11 protein-coding genes are annotated in these 22,890 nt (G+C 77.3%); all 11 read left to right on the forward strand.

Translation table 11 applies throughout. The annotated features are described in order from the left end of the window. Window positions 1-251 precede the first annotated feature (251 nt). The 11 genes from ABIC30_RS20035 (at window position 252) to ABIC30_RS20085 (ending at window position 22,869) form a co-directional block, all read left to right on the forward strand. Window positions 252-1,361 (forward strand): ATP-binding protein, encoded by a 1,110-nt coding sequence (locus ABIC30_RS20035; protein WP_020095097.1) that lies wholly within the window; start codon window positions 252-254, stop codon window positions 1,359-1,361. Window positions 1,362-1,414: 53 nt separating this feature from the next. Further along, window positions 1,415-3,670, forward strand: coding sequence for a DUF5682 family protein (locus ABIC30_RS20040; RefSeq protein ID WP_354456009.1), 2,256 nt, complete (start codon window positions 1,415-1,417; stop codon window positions 3,668-3,670). Between the two features lie 47 nt (window positions 3,671-3,717). Beyond that, entirely contained in the window at window positions 3,718-7,614 is a 3,897-nt protein-coding gene (locus ABIC30_RS20045) for a DUF4132 domain-containing protein (protein ID WP_354456010.1), read from the forward strand. A gap of 14 nt (window positions 7,615-7,628) precedes the next feature. Then, complete coding sequence (locus ABIC30_RS20050; protein WP_354456011.1) at window positions 7,629-11,474, forward strand: DUF4132 domain-containing protein; 3,846 nt, start codon at window positions 7,629-7,631, stop codon at window positions 11,472-11,474. After that, window positions 11,471-12,601 (forward strand): VWA domain-containing protein, encoded by a 1,131-nt coding sequence (locus tag ABIC30_RS20055; RefSeq protein WP_042671530.1) that lies wholly within the window; start codon window positions 11,471-11,473, stop codon window positions 12,599-12,601. Before ABIC30_RS20050 ends, ABIC30_RS20055 begins: the two co-directional genes overlap by 4 nt. Window positions 12,602-12,610: 9 nt before the next feature. Then, window positions 12,611-14,596 carry a YehQ family protein gene (locus tag ABIC30_RS20060; RefSeq protein ID WP_354456012.1) on the forward strand — a complete coding sequence of 662 codons (1,986 nt, stop codon included), beginning with the start codon at window positions 12,611-12,613 and terminating at the stop codon, window positions 14,594-14,596. Window positions 14,597-14,792: 196 nt separating this feature from the next. After that, complete coding sequence (locus ABIC30_RS20065) at window positions 14,793-17,915, forward strand: hypothetical protein (RefSeq protein WP_354456013.1); 3,123 nt, start codon at window positions 14,793-14,795, stop codon at window positions 17,913-17,915. Continuing rightward, window positions 17,912-19,576, forward strand: coding sequence for an SWIM zinc finger family protein (locus ABIC30_RS20070; protein WP_354456014.1), 1,665 nt, complete (start codon window positions 17,912-17,914; stop codon window positions 19,574-19,576). The genes ABIC30_RS20065 and ABIC30_RS20070 overlap by 4 nt, the downstream gene beginning before the upstream one ends. 310 nt (window positions 19,577-19,886) lie before the next feature. Continuing rightward, window positions 19,887-21,737, forward strand: coding sequence for a reverse transcriptase family protein (locus ABIC30_RS20075; protein WP_354456015.1), 1,851 nt, complete (start codon window positions 19,887-19,889; stop codon window positions 21,735-21,737). Then, window positions 21,734-22,474: a hypothetical protein gene (locus ABIC30_RS20080; protein ID WP_091977385.1), complete on the forward strand. Its 741-nt coding sequence runs from the start codon at window positions 21,734-21,736 to the stop codon at window positions 22,472-22,474. Before ABIC30_RS20075 ends, ABIC30_RS20080 begins: the two co-directional genes overlap by 4 nt. Continuing rightward, a complete protein-coding gene (locus ABIC30_RS20085) occupies window positions 22,471-22,869 on the forward strand; it encodes a hypothetical protein (protein WP_091977383.1) in 399 nt (132 codons plus the stop codon). Before ABIC30_RS20080 ends, ABIC30_RS20085 begins: the two co-directional genes overlap by 4 nt. Window positions 22,870-22,890 lie beyond the last annotated feature (21 nt).

A 22,890-nucleotide genomic window follows, 5' to 3' on the forward strand; every position in this document is an offset into this window, starting at 1 on the left:
GGAGCTGGTCGTCGTCTTCGGCAGCTGGATCGTCTTCGAGATCGCGATCCTGATGCTGTGCTTGGTGTCGATGTAGGCTTTCTTCGGGACTACGCCCGATCCGTCGCGCCCCGGGCGGTGCCGGATCCCCGGCCCGGTGGCCGATGCTTGGAGATGCGCGGAGACGCTTGAGAAACCCGCGCGTGCCGGGGCATGCTCTGCCGATCGCAGGAGTCGCCGACAGGGTCGGCGCGACGGCAGGGGACGGGTGCATGGCGAAGGCGGTGCGGGCGGGCGGTGATCGCGAGGCGCGTCAGAGACCCCCGGCCGAGGACGTCCACGCCGCGGAACTCGCGCGCCTGCGCGCCGAGGATCCGGCGCCGCGGCCGCCGGGCTGGCAGCTCTCGCTCCAGGCCGTCCGGCGCTTCATCTGCGGCGACGGCGCGACGCCCGCCAAGGTGGTCTGCGCCCCGGCGCTCGTGGAGCGGGCCATGGTCACCCTGGCGACCTCCCGCGCCCTGCTGCTGATCGGCGAGCCCGGGACCGCCAAGAGCCTGCTCTCGGAGCTCCTCGCCGCCGCGATCAGCGGGCGCTCGACCCTGACGATCCAGGGTGGCGCGTCGCTGACCGAGGACCAGATCCGCTACGGCTGGAACTACGCGCTGCTCGTCGCCGAGGGGCCGAGCCCGCGCGCCCTGGTGCCGGGCGCCCTCCATACCGGCCTCAGCGAGGGGCGGATCGTCCGCTTCGAGGAGCTGACCCGCTGCCCGCTGGAGGTGCAGGACAGCCTTCTCTCGGTCCTGTCCGACCGGGTGCTCGCGGTGCCCGAACTCACCGGCGCGGACGGGATGGTCTACGCCCGGGAGGGGTTCAACCTGATCGCCACGGCCAATACCCGCGACCGGGGCGTCAACGAGATGTCGGCGGCCCTCAAGCGCCGGTTCGGCTTCGAGACCGTCTTCCCGATCGCCGATCTCGACGCCGAGCTCGCCCTGGTGCAGCGCGAGGCCACCGCCCTGCTGGCCCGCTCCGGCGTGCCCCGCGCCCCGGATCCGGAGGTGCTCGAACTCCTCGTGACCTGCTTCCGGGAGCTGCGCGAGGCCGTGGACACCGAGGGCACCGGCATGGAGCGGCTCTCGTCCGTGATGAGCACCGCGGAGGCGGTCAGCGTCGCCCACGCCATCGGCGTGAAGGGCCATTTCCTGCGCGGCGATGCCGGCCGGCCGGAGGACATCGTCGCCTGCCTCGCCGGCACCGCCGCAAAGGACGACGCCGAGGACCTCGCCCGCCTGCGCCGCTACCTCGACCAGCGCGTCAGCCGCCGCTCCGGCGCGGCGTGGCGGGAGTTCTACGCGGCGCGGCACCTCCTCACCCCGCAATGAACCCCGCAATAAGTGGTCCCGCGCCGGATCCCGGCCGCCTGACCGTCATCGGCGTGCGCCACCATTCCCCGGCCTGCGCCGGGCTCGTCCGGCGCACGATCGCGGCGCTGCGGCCGGCCTGCGTGCTGATCGAGGGGCCGGTCGACTTCAACCCGCACCTGCCCGACCTCGCCCTCGGCCACGACCTGCCGGTGGCGATCTTCTCGTTCCGGGCCGACGCGGCGGGCAGCGCCGCCTCCTACACGCCGTTCTGCGCCTTCTCGCCGGAATGGCAGGCCCTGGAGGCGGGCCGGGCGGTCGGTGCCGAGATGCTGTTCTGCGACCTGCCGGCCTGGGACCCGGCCTTCGGGCGCCGCGCCAACCGCTACGCCGACCCGCACGGGGCGCGCGCCGAGGCGGCCGAGCGGGCGCTGGCCGCCGCCCTCGGCGTCGCCGACCAGGACGCCCTCTGGGACGTCCTCGCCGAGGCGGCGCCCGAGGCAGAGCTGCCGGCCCGGCTCGACCGCTACTTCGCCCTGCTGCGCCCGCCCGGCACGGACGATCCCGCCGAGGAGGCCCGCGAGCGCTTCATGGGCGCCTACGCGGCCCACGCCCTGCGGGCGGCCGGCGGCCGGCCGGTCGTCCTCGTCTGCGGCGGCTGGCACGCGGACGCCGTCCGGCGCCACGCCGCGCGGGCGGACGGGACCCGGCCCGAGCCGGCGCCGCCGGAGCCGGACCTGCGCACCGGCAGCTACGTGGTGCCCTACGCCTATCTCCGGCTCGACCGGTTCTCGGGCTACGCGGCCGGCATGCCGGCGCCGGGCTACTACGAGCGCGTGGCCGAGTCGGGCCTCGCCCCCGCGGCCGACTGGGCGATGACGGCGATCACCGCGGCCCTGCGCGAGGCCGGGCAGGTCGTCTCCACCGCCGACCGCGTCGCCTGGCGGGTCCACGCCGAGGCCCTCGCCCGGCTGCGCGCCCATCCCGCGATCCTGCGCGCCGACCTGATCGACGCGGCCCTCGCGGCCCTGGTGAAGGACGCCCTCGACCGCCCGCCCGCCTGGGCGGCCGGCCGCGCCGCGCCCGGCCACCCGGCGCTCGCCGCGATGCTGCGGGCGCTCACCGGCCCGCGCGAGGGACGCCTCGCCCCCGGCACCCGGCAGCCGCCCCTCGTGGCCGACGTCGCCGAGCGCCTGCGCGCCGCCGACCTCGAGCCGGGGCCGGCCCGCCGCAGCGTCGACCTCGACTGGGCCGAGCCCGGTGACCGGGCGCGGGCGAACCTGCTCCACCGGCTGGTCCTGCTCGGGTTGCCGGGGATCGCCCGCGAGGGCCCGGACCGCGCCGGGCCCGGCCTGCCGCGGGAGCGCTTCACGCTCGTGCGCCACCCGCACTGGCTCGGCGCCCTGATCGAGGCCTCGCTCTGGGGCGGGACCCTGGAGATGGCCGCCTCCGCCCGGATCACCGCCCGGGTCGAGGCGGCGCCCGATTCCCTCGGAATCCTCGCCGGAGCCCTGTCCGACGCGCTGTTCGCCGGCCTCACCCTGAAGGGCGAACTGCTCGCCCGCCTGAGCGCGGGCATCGCGGCAGCGCACGACGCTGCCGCCCTGGGCGCCGCCGGGGCCGGGATCGTGCGGCTGTACCGGTTCGGCGACGCCTTCGCGCCGGCGCGGCCGGCCCTGGCCCGCCTCTGCGCCGTCCTGGCGACCCGGGCGCTCTTCGTCGTCGAGGCCGTCCGGGACCCCCGCGCGGGGCTCGGCGCGGTCCCGCTGGTCCTCGCCTGCCGCGACCTGTTCCGCGAGGTCGGCGCGGAGATCCCGGGCCTCGACGACCTGCGCGCCCCGTTCTCCGCCATGCTCGGCCGCCGCCTCGCCGATCCGGAGACGCCGCCGGCCCTCGCGGGGGCGGCGCTCGGCTTCCGGGTCGCCTGCGGCGCGGCCGGATCGGACCCGGAGGCCGCCCTGGCCTGGCTGCGCCGCTTCGGCCTGCCCGCGACGCTCGGCGACTTCCTCGCCGGCCTGTTCGCCCTCGCCCGCGAGGAGATCGCCGCCGACGCGACCCTCGCCTCCGTCGAGGGTCTGGTGGCCGCCTGGGGCGACGACGACTTCCTGCGCGCGCTGCCGTCCCTGCGGATGGCCTTCGCGTGGTTCCCGCCCCGGGAGCGCGAGCGCATCGCCGTCGCGATCCTGCGCCGGAGCGGCCTCGGCGAGGCCCGGGCCGAGGTCGAGGCCCTGGCCTGGATGCGCCAGCGCGCCCGCCCGGCCGATCAGGCCGAGGCCCTGGCCCGCGAGGCGCGGGTCGCCGCGCGGCTCGCCCGCCACGGGTTGACCTGAGCCGCGACAAGGAAAATTTTACCGCCGCGCCACGGGGAGAGGACTGCATGCAGCGTTACGAGCTGACGGCGGGAACATCGGCGAAGTTCTGGGAGGCCGGAGCCGAGGACAGCGTTCTCATCGTGAGATTCGGCCGGATCGGCACGCAGGGGCAGTCCAAGACGAAGAGCTTTCCGAGCGCGCAGGCGGCCCAGGTCGAACTCGACCGGCTGGTGCGGGAGAAGACCGGCAAGGGCTATCGCCCGGCGGGTGAGGCCGCGCCGGCCGGACCGGATCCGGCCTCCGGAGCGGGCGCCGCGGCGACGGGCAACGCCGCCGCATCCCCGGCGGCCGAAGCTCAGGTCGCCGAGGCCCGGTCCGCCGAGACCGGGGCCGCCGGGACGTCGCCCGCCCCCGCCCCCGCCGCCGGCGCGGAGGCGCGCCGCGTCCCGATCTTCACCGGTACGCCCCTGCCCGCCCGCAGCCGGCCCGGCGCGCCCCTCGACGCCGCCGCCGACTGGGCCGCCTTCGCGGCGCGGATCCGCCCGCTGCTGGCGGCCGCCCCGGACGAGGCGCGCGTGCCGGCCGAGGCCCTCGCCGCCCGGCTCGACGGCGCGCCGCCGGCCCTCGACCCGGACGAGGTCCGCGCTTGGCTGGAGCAACTCGAGGCGGCCTGCCCGGCGTTGAGCCAGCGCCCCTGGGGCGCCAAGCCCGGACCGCAGGGGCCGGCGGCCCGGGCGGCGTTCACGCATCTCGCCCGCTGGCTCGTGGCCCGCTCCGGCACCGGGGGGACGCTCGTGGCCCTGCTCGACCGGCTGCGGCCCCGTCCCTCCGGCCGCTACGGCTCGCTCCCGGTCTCGGCCTGGGACATCCCCACCACCTTGGGTCTCCGGGCGGCCCTGGTCGCCGCCCCCGAGGCGGCGTACGCGCAGGCCCTGGACGCGGCCCTCCGGCTCGCCGCTTCGGACCCGGAGCCCACCCTCGCCCGCTGGCTCGCGGTGATCTTCGCGGACGACCGGCCCGGCGCCGACCACGCCCTCTCCGCCCGCGCGGTGCTGGCGCGCTGCGACCCGCCCGATCCCAAGGCCTACGGCAATTCCCACGTCGCCCTGCCGCTGATCGTCGACCTGCCGCCCGCGCAGGCCGCGCCCTGGTACGCCGCGCCCTATCACCGGGCGACGCTGGCGACTTGCGATGTCGGGGCCGAGGAGGCCGCCGCGACCGTGATCGCCGTCGCCGACGCGGCCGGCGAGCCGGCCACCCCCGGCCTCGTCTGGCTCCTGGAGGGGGCGGTCGGCCCCGAGCGCACGATCGTCGCCCGGGCCCTGCTGGAGACCCGCGCCGCCGACGCCCTCGACGCGCTCCTGCCCTTCGTGGGCACCAAGCTGGTCCGCGACGCCCTCGATGCCGCCGACGCGGCCTTCCCCGACTGGATGCTGCGGGCCTATCTGGGCGCGCTCCAGGGCAAGGGGGAGCCCGCCTACGGCCCCAGGGCCGTGACCCTCGCCGCGCGCCACGGGCACGAGACCGCCCGCGCCTGGGCGGCGGCCGAGGGCGGCCGGGGCGCGGGGCGCCTGGACCGGCTGCTCGCCGCCGGCAGCGCGCCGCAGGCGGCCCCCGAGGCCCTGCCGTCCGTGCTCCGGGACCCGCCCTGGCGGCGGCGCGGGGCCGCGCGCGCCCGGTCGGAACGGGCGGTGGCGCCGATCCCGACGCCCTTCGCGCACGGCTTCGACCCCGACGAGGCCCTCGACCGCAGCACCTTCTACTTCGAGGCCGGGACGCTGGTGGAGTCCATGACGGACCTCGCGGCGCGGATCCGCGCCACCGAGGCGGAGGCCCTCTACGACATGCCGATCCCGCCGCCGGCCGAGCCCGTGCCCGCCGCCGACGCGGATCCGGCCATCGCCCTGGCCTGGCTCGACCGCCGGCTCGACCTGGACCGCGACGCGTTCACCGGCTTCTTCTACTTCAACTACGGGCCCTGGTTCCGGATGGTCGGGTGGCAGCCCGAGCCCCTGGCGCTGATGCTGTGGGAGAAGACCGGGCCGCAGCGCGCCCACTACGTCGCGTGGCGGCGCACCATCGCGGTGATGCTGTCGCGCTTCGGCGCGCGGGCCGTGCCCGGCCTCGTCCGCCTCGTCGCGGCGGATCCGGCGCAGCTCCTGCCGGAGGTCGAGCCGGTGGACGCCGCCGACCTCGCCCCGGTCGCCGCCCGGGCCTTCCACCGCACCCGCAAGCTGCGGCCGGCCGCGGCCGCGTGGCTGCGCGCCCATCCCCGCACCGCCGCGCTGCGGCTCCTGCCCGAGACCCTCGGGCCCGCCGGCCCGGACCGCGACGCGGCCGACGCGGCCCTGCGCTTCCTCGCCGCCGAACCCGCGGGGCGCGCCGCCCTCGACGCCGCCGTCGCGGCCTACGCGGAGCGGGATCCCGGCGTGCCCGAAGCGGTGGCCGCCGGCGTCGACAGCGACCCGCTGGAGCAGGTGCCGTCCAAGCCGCCGAAGCTCCCCGACTGGGTGGTCCCCGCCGCCCTGCCCCGCCCGGTCCTGCGGAGCGGCGGCGCCCTGCACGACGCCGCCGTCACCGCCCTGTGCGAGATGCTCGCCTTCTCCGACCCGCTCGCGCCCTACGCGGGCGTCGCGCAGGTCCGCGCCGCCTGCACGCCGGAGAGCCTCGACGCCTTCGCGGTCGCGCTGTTCCAGTCCTGGATCGCCGCCGGCGCCAAGTCGACGGGAGAGTGGGCGATGCAGGCGCTCGCCCTGATCGGGGGCGACCACGCCGCCCGCGACCTCACCCGGCAGATCCGCGCCTGGGGGCAGGCCGGCCTCAAGCCGCGCGGCAAGGCCGGCATCGCCGTGCTCGCCGGGATCGGCACCGACGTGGCGCTGATGAACCTCAGCGCCATCGCCGAGAAGAGCCCGCTGCTGCAGCTGCGCGAGGCCGCCCGCGCCGCCATCGTCGACGCCGCCGAGGCCCGCGGCCTCGACGAGGTCGACCTCGCCGACCGGCTCTCCCCCGATCTCGGCCTTGACGCGCGCGGCGGGCTCGACCTGTCCTTCGGGGAGCGCCGGTTCCGGGTCGGCTTCGACGAGACTCTGAAGCCCGTCCTGCGCGACGCCGAGGGCCGGCGGCTCGCCGCCCTGCCCCGCCCGACCAAGGCGGACGATCCCGAATCCGCCAAGGCGGCGTCCCGGCACTGGGCGGCCCTGCGCAAGGACGCCGAGGCGGCGGCCGGCCTGCAGATCACCCGGCTCGAGGCCATGCTGGCGTCCCAGCGCCGCGTCGCCCCCGGGGTGTTCTGGCCGTTCTTCGCCGCCCACCCGCTGATCCGCCACCTCGCCGGGCGGCTCGTCTGGGGGCTCTACCCGGACGCCGCGCCCGCGACGCCGCCGGCGCACGTCTTCCGCCTCGCGGAGGATCTCTCGCCGACCGACGCCGCGGACGACGCCCTCGCCCTCGACGTCGCGGCGGCCGAGGGCGTGGTCGGCCTCGTCCACCCCCTCCACCTCGACCCGGAGGAACGGACCGCCTGGAGCGGCCTGTTCGCCGATTACGAGATCGCCCAGCCGTTCCCGCAGATCGCCCGCGAGACCTTCGCGTTCACCGAGGCCGAGCGGGGCGCCGCCGAGACCCACCGCTTCGACGGGGTCCGGGTGGGCGGCCGCCGCCTGCGGGGGCTGCGGCCCCAGGGCTGGTCGACCGACACGGGGAGCGAGCACGTCCATGCGGTGCAGCGTCCGGTCGCGCTGCCCGACGGCACCCGCCTCGTCGCGGTCCTCCGATTCGAGGACGGGTTCTGGCACCGGCCCGGCCCGGAGGGCGACGGGATCCAGACGCTGCGGACCCTGACCCTGTCCGACACCGGCTGGCGCGCCGCGGCGGCCCACCGGTTCGGCGACCTCGACCCGGTGACCGCGAGCGAGGTCCTGCGGACGCCGAGCCTGCTCGCCGCCGCCGGCGACGCGTGAGAGGGAGACAGGCCATGGAACGCTACGAGCTGGTCGAGGGCAGCGCGGCCAAGTTCTGGGAGGTCGGCGTCTCCGGCCCGACGCTCACCGTCCGCTTCGGGCGCCTCGGTACCCAGGGCCAGAGCAAGGACAAGACCTGCGCCGACGCGGCCGCGGCCGTGAAGGAGAAGGACAAGCTCGTCCGCGAGAAGACCGCCAAGGGCTACGTCCGCGCCGACGGCGCGGCTCTCGCCCCGGCGCCGGCTGCGGCCCCCACCCCGGCACCGACCGCCGCCGCCACCTCGAAGCCCGCCCCTGCGCAGGCGTCCGGGCCGGTCGGCGAGACAGTTGTCGAGCCCGCCGCGGAGCCGGCGGCCGCCCCGCCCCCCGCCCCGGCCGCGGTCTTCGCGGCGGTGCCGCTGCCGACCCGCCTGCGCCCCGGTCCGCGCCCGGACGCGGCGGAGGCCTGGCGGGCGATCGCGGCGCCGCTGGCAGCCGCGCTCGGCGATGCCGAGGCCGCGCGCCTCGCCGGAGCGCCGCCGGACCGGGACGGCCTCGCCGCCTGGCTGGACGCGATGGTCGACGCCGCGGAGGCGCGCCGACAGGGGAATCCGTCCCGGGCCGCCACCGGCGACGCCGTCCTTCGAGGGGCACTGGAGGCGGTCCTGCGCTACGCCGTGGCCGAGGGCGGGACGGAGACCGTCGCCCGGCTGGCCGATCGCCGCCGCCCGACCCCGAAGACGCCGCGCGCCTACCAGCGCCTGTCCTGGGCCGAGCCGCTCCACCTCGCCCTGCGGGCCGCCCTCGTGCACGCCCCGGAGGCCGATTACGACGCCGCGGTCGCGCTCCTGAACGCCCGGATCGCCGAGGACCACGACTGGCCGGCGGCCTGCGCCTTCGCGTTCATCCTGGCCGACGACCGGGCCGCCCCGCACCCGCTCCAGCCCGTCGCGGTGGTCGAGGCCGCCGCGTCGGCGGGGATCGACGTCGCGGCCGATACGGCCTACCTGCCGCTGCTGGCCGACGCGCCGCCGGAAGCGGTCGCGCGCTGGCGCGCCAAGCGCAGCTACCACCTCTACTTCGTCTACTGCGCCCTCGACGCGGCCGAGGCGGCCGCGACCCTGCTGGCGGTGGCCTGCGCCGCCGGGCAGCCGGCCCTGCCGGCCCTCGACTGGCTGCTGCACTACGCCCTTGACGAGCAGCGTCGTACGGTCGCCCTGGCGATCCTGTCGACCGGGGAGGCCGGGGCGCTCCCGGCCCTGCTGCCCCACCTCCACGAGAAGCCCGTCGCGGCCGCCCTCGACGCGGCGCTGGAGGCGGACCCCGCCGCGATCCTGCCCCGCTGCCTCGCGGCCCTCGCGGGCGGCCGGTCCGAGCCCGCCCTGCGCGCCCGGGTCAACCGGGCGCTCGACGCCCACGGGCTCGACCGGGTCCGCGGCTGGCTCGCGGCGTCGGGCGGGCGCGGGGCCGGCATCCTCGACGCCCTGGCGGAAGCCCGCGCGGTGCCCCTCGCGGAGCCCGCCGCCTGGCCGCGGGTGCTGCGCGACCCGCCCTGGCGGGCCAAGGCCCGGACCCGGGACGACCTCGTCCTCGCCCTCGCGCCGCTGCCGACGCCGTTCGCCCACGCGGTGCCCGAGGTCGCGCCGAGCTACTGGCGCGCGCGGAACGCCGTCACCCTCGACGGCCCGGAGGCGCTGCGGGCCTTCGTGGCGGCCGCCGAGCTTTCCCATCCGACGCAGGGCTGGAGCCGGATCCCGCCCCCGCTCTCCGAGCCGCCGTGCGACGATCCGCCGGCCCTGATCGCCTGGGTCGCCGGCCGCATCGCCCAGATCGACGAGGCCTGCCATTACTGGGCGAACTCGCCCTATCGTCAGCTGGTCGGCAGCCTGGAGCGGCAGCCCGAGCCCCTGGCGCTCGCCCTCTGGGCCCAGTCGCGCGTCGTTGCGGGATGCTTCCACGTCTCGCAGTGGCCGGAGATCGTGTGGGCGATGCTGTCGCGGTTCGGCGAGCGGGCGATGCCGGGCCTCGTCGGGCTGGTCGAGGCCGATCCGGTCGGGCTCCTGCCGGCCGTCCTGGCGGTGGACGATGCCCGCCTCGCCGGGCCCGCCGCCCGCGCCCTCACGAAGCTCAAGAAGGCCCGCGAGCCGGCCCTGGCCTGGCTGCGCCGCCATCCCGAGACCGCCCTCACCCGCCTCTTGCCCGACGCCGTGGGCCGGCCCGGGGCGCTGCGCGACGCCGGCGAGCACGCCCTGCGCGTGCTGGCGCAGGACCGGGCAGACGGCCGCGCCATCATCGCTTCCGTGGTCGCGCGCTACGCGGACCAGGCACCGGACGTGACCGAGGCGGTCGCGCAGGTGCTCGACCGCGATCCCCTCGCCCGCGTCCCCGCCAAGGTCGGCAAGCCGCCCGCCTGGGTCGTGCCGTCCATGCTGACCCGGCCGCGTCTGCGGGACGGGACCGCCCTGCCGGACGCGGCGATCCTGACCCTCTGCGAGATGCTGTCCTTCACCAACCCGGACGCCGTCTATGCCGGCGTGCCGATGGTCCGCGAGGCCTGCACCGAGGCGAGCCTCGCGGCCTTCGCGTGGGACCTGTTCTCCGCCTGGATCGCCGCCGGGACGCCCTCCAAGGACGGCTGGGCCCTGCGCGCGCTGGGCTGGTTCGGCACCGACGCCACCGCCCGCGACCTGACCCGCCTGATCCGCCGCTGGCCCGGCGAGGCCGCCCACGCCCGCGCGGTCACAGGACTCGACGTGCTGGTCGATATCGGCACCGACGTCGCGCTGATGAACCTCAACGGCATCGCCGAGAAGCTGAAGTTCAAGGGGCTCCAGGAGAAGGCCCGGCAGAAGATCGCCCAGCTCGCCGAGGCCCGCGGCCTCACCCCCGAGGAACTGGCCGACCGGCTCGCCCCCGACCTCGACCTCGACGAGCGCGGCGGCCTCGACCTCGATTTCGGCCCCCGCGGGTTCCGGGTCGGGTTCGACGAGACCCTCAAGCCCTGGGTCCGGGACGCCGCCGGCCAGAGGCTCAAGGACCTGCCCAAGCCCGCCAAGGCCGACGAGGCCGGCAAGGCCGCGGCGGCGGTGGCCCGCTGGGGCGCCCTGAAGAAGGACGCGCGGGCCGTGGCGAGCCTGCAGGTGGCCCGCCTGGAGGCGATGCTCGCCGGCGCCCGCCGGGTCCAGCCGGCGGTGTTCGGCCCCTGCTTCGCCGCGCACCCGCTCGTGCGCCACCTCGCCCAGCGCCTCGTCTGGGCCACCTTCGCGGATGCCGACCCGCGGACCGGTCCGGGCCTGACCTTCCGGGTGGCCGAGGACCTGACCTTCACGGATGCCGACGACGCGCCGCTCGACCTCGACCTGACCGGGGCGGCCCCGGGCCTGATCGGCCTCGTCCATCCCCTGCAACTCGACGCCGGGGCGCTGGCGGCCTGGGGGGCGCTGTTCGGCGACTACGAGATCGTCCAGCCCTTCCCGCAGCTCGCCCGCGAGACCTACGCCTTCACGGAGGCCGAGGCCGCCGCATCGACCACGAGCCGCTTCGCCGGGACCGTCGTGGAGGCCGCCCGCCTGCGCGGCATGGCCGCCCGGGGCTGGCCCCTCGGGGCGCCCCAGGATGCCGGGGTGGTGTGGTGGATCGAGCGCGCCGTGACCTTCCCGGGCGGCGCGGCCGGCCAGGCGTCGCTGACCTTCTCGGAGGGCCTGTTCACCGGCGCGGTGGAGTTCGAGGACCGGGAGCAGACCCTCGGCGACCTGACCCTCGGCTCGCCCTGGAGCAGCCGGTCGGATCCGGGCCAGCGCACCTTCGGCGAGCTCGCGCCGGTGACGGCGAGCGAGCTCCTGCGCGGACCGAGCCTCCTCGCCGGGACGCGGCTGCGGTGAGCCTCGACCCGGTCACGCGCTGGCGGCTCATCCTGGGCGAGGCGGCGGATTCCGCCTGCGCGGGGGCCGGCTGCGCCCTCTCGGGCGATGCGGCCGCCATGGATCAGGCGCTCGACTGGCTCTACGGCCGCGACGCCGAGGGCGCGTCGCGGGGGGAGCGCCGCCAGGGCGGCCGCGAGGGCTCGACCCTGACGGTGCCGGGCTGGATCAACGCGGTCCACACGCTCTTCCCCCGTGAGACGATCGAGCGGCTGGAGCGCGACGCGATCGAGCTCTACGCCATCGACGACGTGGTCACGAACCCCGAGGTGCTGTCCCGGGTCGAGCCGAACGAGACCCTGCTGAAGGCGGTCCTGCGCACCAAGCACCTGATGGCGCCCGACGTGCTGGTGATGGCCCGCAAGCTCGTGCAGGAGGTGGTGCGGCAGCTGATGGAGCGGCTGGCCCGGGACCTCGCGGTGGCGTTCTCGGGGGTGCTCGACCGGCGGCGCCACACCCGCCTGCCCGGCGCCCGCGACCTCGACCTGAACCGGACGATCCGCGACAACCTGCGCCACTACGATCCCGAGAGCCGGCGGATCACCGTCGAGCGGCTGCACTTCTTCGCCCGGAACCGGCGCCAGATGCGGCCCTGGCAGGTGATCCTGCTCGTCGACCAGAGCGGGTCGATGCTCGATTCGGTGATCCACGCCTCGGTGATGGCCGCCTGCCTGTGGAAGCTCCCCGGCATCCGCACCCACTTGGTCGCCTTCGACACGGCGGTGGTGGACCTGACCCGCGACTGCGACGACGCCTGCGAGATGCTCATGAAGGTCCAGCTCGGCGGCGGCACCGATATCGGGGGCGCCGTGCGCTACGCGGCCGGCCTGATCACTGCGCCGGAGCGGGCGATCGTGGTCCTGGTCTCCGACTTCTACGAGGGCGCGAGCGAGGCCGCCCTGGTCGAGCAGGTGCGGGCGCTCTCCGGCCAGCGGACCCGCGTGCTGGGCCTCGCGGCCCTCGATTCGGAGGCGCGGCCCGCCTACGACCGGGCGATGGCCCAGCGGCTCGTGGCGGCCGGCGCCGAGATCGGCGCGATGACGCCCGGCGAACTCGCCGGCTGGCTCGCCGCCGCGATCCGGGCCTGAGCGGCGCCGATGGCCCGCCCCGACCTCCGCGCCCTCACGGATGACGGCCTGATCCAGCTCGCCAATGCCGGGCTGGTGAAGCGGGCGCTGCGCGAGGTGGCCGCCGGCCAGGGGCCGGACCTCGCGGAGGCCGGGGACGGCACCGTCGAGGCGCGCTTCGCCGACGGCACGGTCACGCGGCTCGGCCCCGGCCGGCCTCCCGGCGAGGCCAGCTGCACCTGCCCGGCGAGCGGGATGTGCCGGCACCGGGTCGCCCTCGTCGTCGCCTACCGAGCCGCCCCGGTCGCGGACGGGCCGGCCGACGGGACCGGCGATGGGGCCGGCGATGGAGATCCCGAGGGTGCGGCGGTGCCGGCCGCGGCGCCGGTCGCCTGGGATCCCGGCACCCTCGACGGCGCGGCCCTCGAGGCGGGGCTCGGCGGCGCGGCGGCGGCGGAGCTGCGGCGCCTCCTGGCGGGTGGGATCACGGTCGGGCTGGAGCGGGGCGCAATCCCGGCCGCGCGGCTCCCGACCGCGACCGTGCGCTTCCTCGTGCCCGACGCTGTCGGCTACGCCCGCTGCGACTGCGCAGCCGGGGGCGGCTGCGCCCACGTCGCCCTGGCGATCCGCGCCTTCCGGGATTCCGCGGGCGCCCCCGAGATCCGCCTCGGCGGCGCGGCCCCGGCCGGAGCGGAGGCGAAGCCGGCGGAGACGGACCTCGCGGAGGCCGCCGACCGGGTGGTCGCCGGCCTGCTGGAGGCCGGGGTCGTGTCCGGACCGGAGGCGCACGGCGCGGCCCTCGTCCGGCTCCGGCGGGCGGCCGAGAGGCGGGGCGCCACGCAGCTCCTGCTGGCGGAGGCGGACCTCGACGGGCAGGTCGCGGCCTATGCCGCGCGCCACGCCGCCTACGACGCGGCCGTCGTCCTGGCGCTCGCCACCGAACTCCTCGGCCGCGTCCGGGGCGGTGAGGCCGCCCTCGGCCTCGGCCAGCCCTACGAGACCGCCATGGGCAAGACCCGCCTCGTCTCCCTGGGTGCCCGGCTCCTCGCCCGCGGGCGCGGCGCCACCGCCCGGGTGGCGCTGGCCGACACCGATACCGGCGCGCTCCTGGCGCTGGAGCGCGCGTTCGCGCCGGGCGAGGCCGAGGCGGATATCGCGGCCAGCCTGCCCGGGCGTCTCCTGAGCCCGGGCCTGTCCGTCTCGGGCACCGGCCAGGGCCAGATCCTGACCAACGTCGCGCGGCGCCGGGCCGACGGGCTCCTCGCCCTCGGCCAGGGCGCGCGGGGCCGCACGGCGCTGCTGCCGCGGGACGCCCTGGTGGCCCTGCCGGCCCCCCTGGCGGCGCCGGACGTCCCGTCGATCCTGCGCCGCCTCGCCGACCGGCCGCCCGTCTTCCTGCGCCCGCGCGACCGGCTGGAGGCCTTCCACGTCTTCCCCGTCGAGGCGGTCCTGGGACAGGCCTGGGCGCCCGGCGCCCAGACGTGGCAGGCCGCCGTCGCGCTGCCGGGTGCGGGCGGCACGCTGCATCTCGCCCGCGCCTACGACCCCGCCGCGCCGCACGCCCTGGACGCCCTCGCGGGCGCCTGCGCGGGGCGCTGGGGACCCGTGCGGCAGGTCGCCGGCCCGGTGCGGATCGCGGACGGCGCCCTGGTCTGCGATCCCTGGTCGGTGTCGGTCGACCGGCTCGTCGTGCCCGACCTCGCCGTCCCCGACGGCGCCGGCCACCCGATCCCGCCGGCGCCGGACCTGGGGCCGGCCACGCTCCTCGACGAGGCGGCCGCGCTCCTGGCGAACGCCCTCCATGCGGGGCGGCGGGCCTTCGCGGCCAGCGCCCGCGCCGGCGGGGCCGACCTGGTCGCACGCCTCGCCGCGACCGGCTATCCGGCCACCGCCGCGCGGCTCTCCGCCTTCCTCTCCGCCACCCTGGCGGCTCCGGGCGCGCAGTCCGAGCCCTTCGCCCGGGCCGCCCTCTGGGTCGCCGCCATGCGCGACGATCCCGGGCCGGAAGAGGCCTGATGAGGCTCGATCACGGAATCGTGCGCGCGCGGTTGCCCCCTCGGTCCCGCTGGGGCAGGTTGCCGCGGCTTCGGGCGCCGCGATTCGCCGGCCGGCCCGTCCCGGTCGTTTCGCGAGGAGCCCGGATGCGAGGACCCGTCGACCGTCGCGCGCGCGCGACGCATCCCTGCCCGGCTGCGCGGGCCGGCGCGGTGGCATGAGGGTCATCCGCGCGGCGCGCCTCCACCTGCGGGACGCCACCTCCGACAAGGTCTACGACGTCGACCTGATCGAGAACGAGGCCCTCGGGACGCCCGAGCGCTACTTCGTCAACACGCGCTACGGCCGGCGCGGCGCGACCCTGCGCGAGGGCTCCAAGACGCCCCAGCCCGTGACCGCCGAGGCGGCCGCCCGGGTGTTCGACAGCGTGGTCGTCTCCAAGATCAACGGCGGTTACCGGCGGGTCGACGGCCCGGAGACCGCCGCACCCGAGGCGACGCCCGACGGGCGCGATGGCGTGCTGCGGGCGCGGCTCTCCGCCTGCCTGCGCGAGAGCTGGGCCGAGCGTGACCGCGACCGCCTGCTCTGGCGCATCGGCGAGTTGCGGCTGGCCGCGACCGCCCCGGACCTGATCGCCCTGGCGCGGGGCCTCGGCCCGGCGCGGGCGAGCTACGCCCTGGTCTGGGCGCTCGCCCGGGCGGCGGGCGCACAGGCCGGTCCGGCGCTCGCGGCGATCGCCGCCGAGGCGCCCGGCAGCGTGGTCCGCGACCTCGCCCGCTTCGCGCTCACCGCCCCGCTCACCGGGCCCTACCGGCCGCCGGAGGCCGAGCCGGACCTGCCCGGCATGGTCGCCCGGCCGGCCGAGGCGGGCGACGTCGACGGGTTGTGCGGGGCGCTGGACGGCCTTGCCCGGCACGATCCGGGCCGGGTCGGGCCGGCCCTGGTGGCGCTCGGCCGCCGGGCGCAGGCGGCGCCCGGCCTGCACGCGACGCTCTGCGCCGCCCTGCTCCGGCTGCCGGCGCGGCCGCCCTACCTGATCGGTCTGCGGCGCCTCTTCAAGCACGCCGAGATGGCCGACGATGCCGCCCTGTTCGGCGCCACCGCCCAGCGCTTCGAGACCGCGCAGGCGATGTATCAGGCCGGCCGGAGCCACGCCTACGTCCCCGACCTCCGGCGCTACGTCGCGGTGGACGCGGCGCGCCAGGGGCCGGAGGCGCGACTCGGCCTGTCCACCGGCACCCGCGCCTACATGAAGCGGCGGATCTGGCGCGCCCTGCGCAAGCGCGGCGCCGTCGGGGACCCGGCCTTCGCGGCGCTGGCGGCGGGCTTCCTGCTGGCGCTCGGGCCGGAGGATCTCGATCCCCCGACCCGCTGGACCGCCTGGGGGCGGCAGCCGGACGGGACCTGGGGCCGGCAAGCGCGGGCGCGGGGACCGCTCGGCCGCAACTGGACGGCGAGCCATCTCCTGTACCGCCACGCCCCGGAGGCCCGGCCGCGGACGGGTTCGCTGACTTTCCTGGAGACCGGCGCCGTCGATCCCGACCGGCGCGACGAGGCCTTCCCCGACCTCTGGAGCGCCCGCCCGGACCTGGCGCTCCGCCTCGCCGCGGAGGGGCGGATCGAGCCGGTGGCGCGGCTGGGCCTGCGGGTGCTGCGCGCGGACCCGCGGGCCTGCGCGGCCCTGACGGCCAGCGAGATCGGGCGCCTGCTGGCCTCCCCGCACGACGCCGTGCGGACCTTCGCGTTCCGGACCGCCCAGGCGCGTCTCGCCGCCGGGATCGCCGAGCCTGCCGAACTCGCCGCCCTGGTGGCGGCGCTGCTCGCGAGCCCGGAGCCGGAGGCGCGGGCGCTGGCCCTGCGGCGCCTCGAGGCGGAGGCGCCGATCGTCTGGTCGGATCCCGACCTCGCCGCCGCGCTGCTCACGAGCCCGGAGCCGGACGTCCAGGCGGCCCTCCCCGGCCTCGCCGGGGCGCGGGCGCTGCCCACCGGGCTCGCGGCGCCCCTGGTGGCGCGGCTGGTGGCGTGGCTGCGGGCGATGCCGCCGGAGCCCGACGCGGCCGCGACGACCGCGATCCGGGGCCTGCGCGCCGCCCTGCCCTTCCTGTGGCCGGACCGCGACCTGCCGGTCGCGTCCGAGACCGCCGCCGCCCTGATCGCCCACCCGTCCGCCGCGGTCCGGTCCGCCGGCCTCGCCCTCCTGGCGCAGTCCGAGGCCGGGGCCGCCGGCCTGCCGCCGGAGAGCTGGGACGCGCTGATCGGCGCGGAATCCGAGGACATCCGGATCGCCGCCCTCGTCCTGCTGGCGCGCCTCGACGACGCGCGGCTCGGGCTCTACGCGGACCGGATCGTCGCCTTCGCCAGCGGGCCCGACAGCGCCGTCCGGCGAGCCGCCCGGCCCCTTGTGGCGCGCCTCGCGGCGGCGGATCCGGGCCTCGCTCCCCGCCTCGCCCGGGAGCTGATCGGCAGCCTGTTCCGCGCGGCGCCCGACGACGCCTACGCGGCCGACACCGTGGCCCTGCTGCGCGAGGCCCTGCCGGGGGAATGCGCCGCCCTCGACGACGGCACCCTGTGGCGCCTGCTCCAGGCGCGGGCCGACGGCGCCCGCCGCCTCGGCGCCGCCCTCCTGCCCGACCGGCGCCCCGAGGCCCTCAGCGTCCGCCAGATCGCCCGCCTCGGCAGCCACCCGTACCGGGCGGTGCGGGACTGGGCGACGGCGGCCTTCGCGGCCGATCCGCCCCGGTTCCAGGCCGCGGCGGCCGAGGCCGTCCTCCTCGTGGAGAGCGACTGGCCCGACACCCTCGCCTTCGCCCGCGGCCTGTTCGACGCGTGGCCGGAGACCGCCTGGACGCCCGAGGCGCTCGCCGTCGTCACCGACAGTGTCAAGCCGGAGGTCCTGGCCCTCGCCCGCCATCTCCTGCGCAGCCGGCTCCGGCCCGAGGACGCGGAGGCGCAGGTCCTGCGTCTCCTGGAGCACCCCGCCCCGTCGATGCACCTCCTGCTCACCGAACTCCTCACCGAGCAGGCCGTGGCGAGCGAGGCGGCCTTCGCGCGGCTGATCCCCCTCGCCCGCATCGTGATGCTGCAGGTGCTGCGCGGCCGGGTCGCCAAGGACCGGATGGCCGCCTTCCTCCGGGCCGAGGCCCTGCGCAGCCGCGCCCGCGCCGAGGCGCTGCTGCCGCTCCTCGCCGACCTGACCCTGAGCGGCACGGCCCGGGACCGCAGCGCCGCGATCCTGGCCCTGCGCGACGTCGCCGACGCGCATCCCGATCTCGCCGTGCCCCTCGTCCGGCGCCCGCCGGAGGCGCGGGGACCCGTCTCCGTCTCGGAAGAGGCCCGATGAACTTCGTCCATCGCTACCTCGGCGAGAGCCGGGCCGTCTCGGATGCGGACGCGACCCGGCTCGGCTTCGTCCCCGACACCCTGCGCGAGCCGACCTACTTCGCCGGGACGGTGGCGCGGCACCTGCCGTTCCGGGAGGCGATCTCCGCCCTGCACCACGTCGTCGTGTCGGACCTGCGCTTCAAGCCGAAGGACCGCACCGCCTACTTCGCGTGGCTCCAGGCCCACGAGCAGGAACTCCTGGCCGAGGCCCTCGCCGAGAAGGACAGCCTGCGCGCCGAGATCGAGGCGCTGCGCGCCGAGTCCCGGGACATCGCGGCCCGCTCCGACGCGGTGATGCGGTCGTTCTACGACGCGCGGAAGCGGTACTTCGACTATCTCTACCGGGAGAACCTCGACGCCTGGATCGTGCTCGACCCAGTCATCACGGTCCATCCGGACGAGATCTTCTTCGAGGCGTTCAGCCTCGACGAATCGAGCTACGGGCGCCTGTCCTGCGACCACGACACGTTCGCGCGCATCGGCGACATGGCCTGCGGCACGACCAACATCGACTACAGCCACGCCCTCTACGACGAGTTCCAGAAGATCCGCAGCTACCGCGACACCGAGCTGGCGATCGACCCGACCGGCTTCGCGGTCCAGACCTCCGGCGAGGCCGCCTATCGCGAGGACAAGATCGACCTGCCCGATTCCTGGATGCGGGGCTTCCTGCAGGTGTCGAGCGCCATGGCGCAGCCCGCCCACGTGGTGGACCTGCACCCGGTCGACATGCACGCGATCCTGACCCGCCTCGCCGCGCGCCGGGAGCGCCACGGCCCGCGCTCCCTGCGGTTCCTGCTCGAGCCCGGCCGGCCGGTCAGCGTGCTGATCGAGCCCTGGAACGAGCGGCTGACCTTCCGGCGCTCGATCTACCGCGGGGGCGAGACGGCGGAGATCCGCCTATGGGGCCGGCGGCGGCTCGCGATCCTGGCCCGGACCCTGCCGCTCGCCCGGTCGGTGCGGCTGCACCTCCTCGGCACCGGGCTCCCCGCCTTCGCGGTGGTGGATTTCGGCGGCCTGCGCTTCACGCTCGGCCTGTCGGGCTGGACCGCCAACGACTGGTCCCGGGCCGGGCAGTTCGACCTGCTCGCGCCCCGGGCCGACGTCGACGCCGACACCGCCGCCCGGGTCTTCGCGGCGCTCCGGCGCCACCACGCCGCCGACACCGGGCAACTCGCCGCCGAGACCGGCCTCGACCGGTCCACCGTGGAGGCGGCGCTCGGCGGCTACGTGCAGGCGGGCCGCGCCATGTTCGACCTCGACAAGCGGGTCTACCGCCTGCGGGAGCTGACCCGGGAGCCGCTGGCGCCGGGCGCCCTGCGCTTCGCCTCCGAGCAGGAGGCCAAGGCCGACCGGTTCCTGGCGGCCGGACTGGTCACCCTCGGGCCCGTCGAGCAGGCCGGCGACAGGCGGCGCCTGAGCGGGACCGTGCTGGACGACGGCCGGAGCCTGACGCCCGCGGTGGAGCTCGATTCCGACGACCGCATGGTCGGCGGCAGCTGCCAGTGCGGGTTCTACACCCACAACCGGCTGACCCGGGGCCCCTGCGAGCACATGCTGGCCGTGCGCCGCCTCGTCCACGCCCAGGTCGAGGGCAAGCCGGTGCGGTGGCAGGCGTGAGACGGACCCGATTGATGCGGCCGCGCGCCTGGCCTATCCTCCCCGCGACGAGGGGCGTCGGCCGGGGCGGACCTTGCATTTCGGGCGGCGATTCGCCGTCCCTGCACCCTGCCCGGCAAAGCGTCACTGGCCCGCTCTTCACTGGGCCGGCACTGACCACCGGTGCGCGTTCGCGGTTTGGGTTCGCTGAACCCAAACGCGCACCGGTGGTCGTGCCGGCGTCGAGTGGACCGGGCCAGTCCCGAGACTTGACGAAGGCATCCCGGCCGACGTCCCCCGTCACGCCTCCTGCCCGTGCCGGAGGCCGCCGATGAGCCAGCAGCCCGGCAGCCTGACCCGCCAGCAGCTCTACGACCGGATCCGCGAGAGCTCGAAGGACGAGGTCATCCTCGAGGAGATGATCCGGCTCGGCTTCTGGCCGGACGGGGAAGCGCAGCCCAACCCGCCGGACGACCTGATCCGCCGCCGCGGCGAGATCGCCCGCGCCCTCGCCGACCTGCACCGGCGGGAGGCGGCGTGGCGCGACCCGGAGGCCGCCCTCAAGGAGATGCATCGCCGCCGCAAGAAGGCGGCGCTGGAGCGGCGGCGCGAGACGCGGCTGCGCAACGCCCGCGACCGCCACGCGCGGGCGCAGGCATGGCACGCGCGCCGGGAGGCGGAGATCCTCCATCTCGGCGACGGCGTCTCGGCCGGCCTCGCGCACGCGGACGCTCCGGGGCGGGGGCCCGCCCCCGGTCTCCCGCCCCTGACGAGCCCGAAGGCGCTGGCCGAGGCCATGGGGATCGGCCTCGGCGAGCTGCGCTTCCTCGCCTACGACCGGGCGCTCAGCGCGGTGAGCCATTACCGGCGCTTCACCATCCCCAAGAAGGCCGGCGGCCTGCGCCGCATCTCGGCGCCGATGCCGCGCCTGAAGCGGGCGCAGTACTGGATCCTCGACGCACTCCTCGCCCGCGTCCCCGTGCACGCGGCGGCCCACGGCTTCGTGCCCGGCCGCTCGATCGTCACCAACGCCGCCGCCCATGTCGGGCGGGACGTCGTGGTCAATCTCGACCTCAAGGATTTCTTCCCGAGCCTCGACTACCGGCGGATCAAGGGGAAGTTCCGGGGCCTGGGCTACGCCGAGCCGGTGGCGACCGTGCTGGCGCTGCTCTGCACCGAGCCGGACGTGGACGCGGTCGAGATCGACGGCGCCCGCCTCTACGCCGCCCGGGGGCCGCGCCGGCTGCCGCAGGGCGCGCCGACGAGCCCCGCGCTCACCAACCTCGTCTGCACCCGGCTCGACGCCCGGCTCGCCGGCCTCGCCGGCAGCCTCGGTTTCACCTACACGCGCTACGCCGACGACCTGACCTTCTCGGCCTCCGGCGAGGCCGCCGGCAAGGTCGGCGCGCTGCTCAAATACGTCCACGCCATCGTTGCCGGGGAGGGCTTCACCGTCCATCCGGACAAGACCCGCGTGATGCGCCGCGGCCGGCACCAGGAGGTGACCGGGCTCACCGTCAACGAGGGGGTTGGCGTGCCCCGCGAGACCCTGCGCCGCTTCCGCGCCCTCCTGCACGGGCTCGAGCGGCACGGGCCGGCCGGGCGCCGCTGGGGCGCGGCCGGCGAGGCGGGCGTGCTCCGCGCCGCGGTCGGCTTCGCCCAGTTCGTCCGGATGGTCACGCCGGAGACAGGCGCGCCGCTTGTCGCGCAGGCCCGCGCCCTCGCGGACCGCCATTCGGCCCCGGCGACGGCGCCCCGGCAGCCGGACTTCCGCGCCCGGTCCGCGCGGGGCGAGGTGCCCCTCGCCCGCTGGTGGGTGCCGGCCCCCCGCCCCGCGCCCGAGCCGGACCCGATCCTGGCCGAGGCCGAGGCGGCCGCCGCCCGGGAGGCGGCCGAGATCGCGGCCCGCGCGGCCGCGCCGATGCCGGGCCGCAGCGGCGTGCCGGCCTCGGGGCGCCCGCGCCTCGGCGCCCCGGAACCGGCCTCCCGCGCGGAGGCCGCGCCGGACGCGGGCGCCGAGCCCGACGACGCCCCGATGAAGCCCTGGAAGGTCGTCCTGGGGATCTTCGTCCTGTTCCAGGCGGCCGCCCTGCTGCACCCGGCGCTCGGGCTTCTGGTCCTCGCGGTGGCCCTGCTCCTCGGCCTGCGACGCCTGCTGCGCCGCTGGCGACGGCGCCGATGAGCCCGGCCCGGAGCCTCCCGGCCGGGCACCTCCGGACCAGCCTCGCCGCGCTCTTCGCCCTGGCCCCGGTCCTCTCGCTCGGACCGGGGGCGTCCCGGGCCGACGAGGCGCCCGCCGCACCCGTCTTCAACAAGGCCGAGGCTGCGGAGATCGCGGCGCCGCTGCGGCAGGACCCGGCCTTGCTGCGCAGCTTCGGCACCTGCCCGGCCGACACCTTCGCGCGGGAGCGCCCGCTCTGGCGGTGGGCGTTCGCGCCCCGCCGGCCCACCGAGCGCCGCTGCGCGCGCGAGCCCGCTTCCTGCTACGCGCTCTGCACCCGGTGGTCGAACGCGCCGGCCTGCTTCGATCTCGCCCTCGCCCTGGAGCACCACTCCCTCGACGTCGCCGACATCCTCGACAAGGAGCGGCTCTACGCCCTCGCCTGCGCGGGCGGGTTCCCGGCGGGCTGCACCAACCGGGCGGCCGGGATCCGGAACGGCGGCTACGCGGAGGATCCCTTCCGCGACGCGCCGCGCGCCGACACGGATGCCTGCCTCGCCCGGAGCTTCCGCCTCGATTGCGACCGGCGCGGCGCCTGGGGCTGCGCCATGCTCGGCCAAGCCTATCGCCTCGGCGAGGGCGTCGCCGCCGAGGCGTCCCGGGCCCGGGCGGCGTTCGACATGGCCTGCGCGATCAACCCGGACTTCGCGGCCTGCACCTTCGCCAAGCGGCAGCTGGCCGAGATGGGCGCGCCGTGAGCGCCGGCGACGCCGGACCGGATTCCGACGCCCTGCGTGCCCTCTACGGGCGGGTCGACCCGGAGCCCGAGGGGCCGCCGGCCCCGGGCCACGCCCGCGCCTCCCTGTGCGTGGACGTGGGCGACTGGGACGACGTCGCCGCCGCCGAGCGCTGGATGCTGGCCCATGCCGGCCGGCTCACCCGCGTGCGCAGCACCGGCTGCGGCTGCTGCGTGATCGGCTGGGACATCGAGGGGCCGGCGGCGCTCATCGCCACCCTGCCGGCGGCGCTCGGGGCAACCTCCGACTGGGCCGGCCCGGCCGCAGCCCCGTGGCGCGCGGCGAGCGCGCGAGGCCGGCGCCTCTGGGAGCACGGGTGGGAGCGCTGGTGGGAGCGCTGGGTCCGCCGCCGCTGAGACGCGACCGACACGCGGCCG

This window comes from Methylobacterium sp. 1030 (genome assembly GCF_040544715.1).
Taxonomy (GTDB): Bacteria; Pseudomonadota; Alphaproteobacteria; order Rhizobiales; family Beijerinckiaceae; genus Methylobacterium.